Source organism: Variovorax sp. WDL1 (genome assembly GCF_001541225.1).
GTDB lineage: Bacteria > Pseudomonadota > Gammaproteobacteria > Burkholderiales > Burkholderiaceae_C > Variovorax.
On sequence record NZ_LMTS01000300.1, the window covers coordinates 1 to 3,200 of the forward strand.

Sequence of the window (3,200 nt, forward strand, 5' to 3'; positions counted from 1 at the left end):
GCATCGGCGGCGGCATGGGTGCGGCGGGGGTGTTCGAGGTTCTCTGAACGCCACGGGCCGCCTATCGGTCGGCTCGGAGGCGGAAGGCGATGCCTCGTGTGCTGAATGCAGCGCGCCGGGCGTCGCCGCAGACATCGAAACCTTGCGCCGACGCGTTGCGCACCAGCGGCGCGAGTTCGGCCGCGGCGAATTCCAGTGCGGTCACGCCCGTGCGCCCGTCCGCGGCCAAGGTGAAGCGAAGGTCGAGGCGGGGGAGGGTGACAAAAGGCAACCCGCGCTCGTCGCGCGAGGATCGCGCACTGAACAGCTGTGCCCAGTGAAGGGCAACACGCTCTGGCGCGCGGACGGCGAGCTCCAGTCCGCAGAGGCGGTCGGCGCCACCTTCAACTGCAGCACCGCCGTCCTCGGCCGAACCCACCGGTGCCGCCTGCTCGCGCAGGTCGACCGTGCAGGCGCCTGTGTCCATGGCGTCGAGCCGAAGGCGCGGCGTGCAGCCCAGCGTTGAACCGTCGAGCGCCTCGATGCCGAGGCGCCGCAGGTGCGTGCGCTGGGTGCCGAGATCGTCGCAGCCGAGGTCCAGGGTGTCGCCCGCGGCCGTGCGGACTTCGAGCCATTGGTCGTCGAGCAGGAAGCGCCCGCACGACGAGTCCGCTGTTGCGCGCGGCGGCAAGGCAGCGATGCCCAGGACCTTGTCGAAGACCGAGGCGACTGCCGCGGCATCGGTTGCGGCGAAGCGCAAGCCGCGGAAGCGGGGTGGATGCAGGACTGGCGGCATCTCGCGATCAGGCTCGTGCGGCGCGCTGCCAGCCGAGCTCGGCCAGTTGTCGCGCCTGGCGGCCGGCGTCGAGCGCGTGGGCGTTCGAGGCGTTCCCCGCCAGCGCGCGGCCCATGATGCCCTGCGCAATGGCAGCGGCGCGGAACAGGTTGAAGGCGGTGTAGAAGCGCCACGCGGCCGGCGTCACGGGAGGGAGCTTTCGGCGGTCGCAGTAGCGTGCAAGATGGCGTTGTTCGGAAGGCAGCCCCAGTGCCTCCAGCTGGCTGGCAGAAAGATCGCCGAGTCCGCGAAACGGCGGTGGAAGCTGCCAGGCCATGCAGTGATAGGCAAAGTCCGCCATCGGATCGCCCAGCGTCGAGAGCTCCCAGTCGAGCACGGCAATGACGCGCGGCGCATCGTGCGCGAACACCAGGTTGTCGAGGCGGAAATCGCCATGCACGATGCGCGTCGCGGTCTCCTGCGGCACATGTTGCGGGAGCCACTCGATGAGCCTCTCGACCGCGTCGATGCGTTCGGTCTCGCTGGCGCGGTACTGGCGGCTCCAGCGCGCGATCTGGCGCTCGATGTAGTTGCCGGCCCTCCCGTAGTCGCCGAGGCCCACCGTGTGGACGTCGACCTCGTGCAGCGCGGCCATGACCCTGTTCATCTCGTCGCAGATCCGGCTGCGTTCGTCGGCGCTCGCGCCGGGCAGCCGCGGGTCCCACAGGATGCGGCCGTCCATGTAGTCCATCACGTAGAACGACGTGCCGATGACCGCATCGTCCTCGCACAGCGCATGCACGCGCGGGACCGGCACGTCCGTGCCGGCGAGCGCCTTCATGACCCGGAACTCGCGATCGACGGCGTGGGCCGAGGGCAGCAGCGCACCCGCCGGCTTCCGGCGCACGACGTAGCGGCTGCCACCGGTCTCGACCAGGAAGGTCGGATTCGACTGGCCGCCCTTGAACTGCAGGACGCGAAAGCCTGCGCCTGCGCGGTCGTCGACGTGCGAGGCGAACCAGCGCTGCAGCGAGGCTTCGTCGAAGCGGTGGCGCTCGTGGACTTCCGTCGTGCCGCTGAACGCCTCGCTCATGAGGCTGCCGGGCCGCGCGGTCGTCGGCGGATCGAAGGGATCATGGGGCTTGTCTCCTCGGTGAATGCGTGTGAAGGCCGTCTCGCGGCATGATGGTGCGCGTTCTCGGGGGACAGCCTAAGGGCACCGCCCCCCGGGAGGCCAATGAATGCTTGGAATGGACCTGGATACAGCGAATGCATATCTCGAGAGTCGACCTCAACCTGCTCGTGGTGCTGGACACCATCTACACGGAAGGCGGCATCACCAAGGCGGCCGAAAAGCTGCACCTGACGCAGCCTGCGATCAGCCATGCGCTGGCGCGCTTGCGTGACCTGTTCAACGATCCGCTGTTCGAGCGGCAGGGCCACAGGATGGTGCCCACGCCACTGACCAAGCGGCTGATCGACCCGCTGCGCGGATCGCTGCAGTCGATCGGCTCGCTGCTGAACGACACGCAGAGCTTCGAGCCCGCCATTGCGAGGAAGCGCTTCGTGATCGGGCTGCGGGACTTCATGGAGTCGACGGTCATGTCGCCGCTGATGCGCGCGCTGGCGATGGAGGCGCCGGAGGTCGAGGTTTCGAGCGTGCGCGCCAACCGCCGCAGCCTCGAGAGCGAGCTGGCGGCCGGCACGCTCGACCTGGCGGTGGACGTGCTTCTTCCGTTGTCGGACGCGGTCAAGTTCAAGCGCATCAGCGTCGACGGCATGGCCGTGGTGGCCCGCAAGGGGCATCCTGCGATCGATGGCTCGGTGGACCTGGACACCTATCTGGCGCAGCGCCACATCCTCGTGACCTCGCGCCGGCAGGGGCCCGGCTTCGAGGACATCGAGCTGCGGCGCATGGGCGTCCAGCGGCAGGTCGCGTTGCGATGCCAGTTCTACTTTGCGGCTTGCCGCACGGTGTCGGAGACCGACCTGGTGCTCACCATGCCGGAGAGCTACGCGCACATGGCCAACCGGCAGTTCGGCAACCAGGTGCTGGCGTTTCCCGCGCCGCATTCGTCGATGGATGCGTACATGTATTGGCATGCGAGCACCGACAACGATGCTGCGAATCGGTGGTTGCGCAATGTGTTGATGCGTTGCTGCGTTCGGTGAACACGCAAGTGCAAAAGCTTCGATAGCGTGGGGGTGCGGAGGCGTGCGGTATGCCCTGGGCCGGCCGACGTCGCCGGCCGCTTCGCGGCTGCCCTGCGCTGCTCGCGTCAGGCGGGGTCTCGCTCAAGCTCGCTTCGGTCAAACAGTCGCGAGCCCTGATCCGCCTGCCACTGCGCTGCTCGGCGGCGCCTCAACGGCCGTCCCTGGGCATACCGCACGCCTCCGTGGATACGCTGGGGTCGACCGGCCCGCACCGCATGCCGGGCGTGCATCC

At 68.7% G+C, this 3,200-nt stretch carries 3 protein-coding genes; 1 reads left to right on the plus strand and 2 read right to left on the minus strand.

The features are described 5' to 3' along the window. Positions 1-61: 61 nt before the first annotated feature. Both APY03_RS35555 and APY03_RS35560 read right to left on the minus strand, forming a co-directional pair. The gene (locus tag APY03_RS35555; protein ID WP_068684865.1) at positions 62-775 is read right to left on the minus strand and encodes a hypothetical protein; all 714 of its coding nucleotides are present in this window, start codon (positions 773-775) and stop codon (positions 62-64) included. Positions 776-782: 7 nt separating this feature from the next. Then, entirely contained in the window at positions 783-1,847 is a 1,065-nt protein-coding gene (locus APY03_RS35560) for a phosphotransferase (protein ID WP_068684867.1), read from the minus strand. Between the two features lie 176 nt (positions 1,848-2,023). On the opposite strand from APY03_RS35560, the gene APY03_RS35565 reads away from it, so the two are divergent. After that, positions 2,024-2,926, plus strand: coding sequence for a LysR family transcriptional regulator (locus APY03_RS35565; protein WP_068684869.1), 903 nt, complete (start codon positions 2,024-2,026; stop codon positions 2,924-2,926). Positions 2,927-3,200 lie beyond the last annotated feature (274 nt).

What these genes read in the sequence shown, in the direction of transcription:
- APY03_RS35560 (WP_068684867.1), bottom strand. Translation starts at nt 1,847, where the DNA reads ATGAGCGAGGCGTTCAGCGGCACGACGGAAGTCCACGAGCGCCACCGC.
- APY03_RS35555 (WP_068684865.1), bottom strand. Translation starts at nt 775, where the DNA reads ATGCCGCCAGTCCTGCATCCACCCCGCTTCCGCGGCTTGCGCTTCGCC.
- APY03_RS35565 (WP_068684869.1), top strand. Translation starts at nt 2,024, where the DNA reads ATGCATATCTCGAGAGTCGACCTCAACCTGCTCGTGGTGCTGGACACC.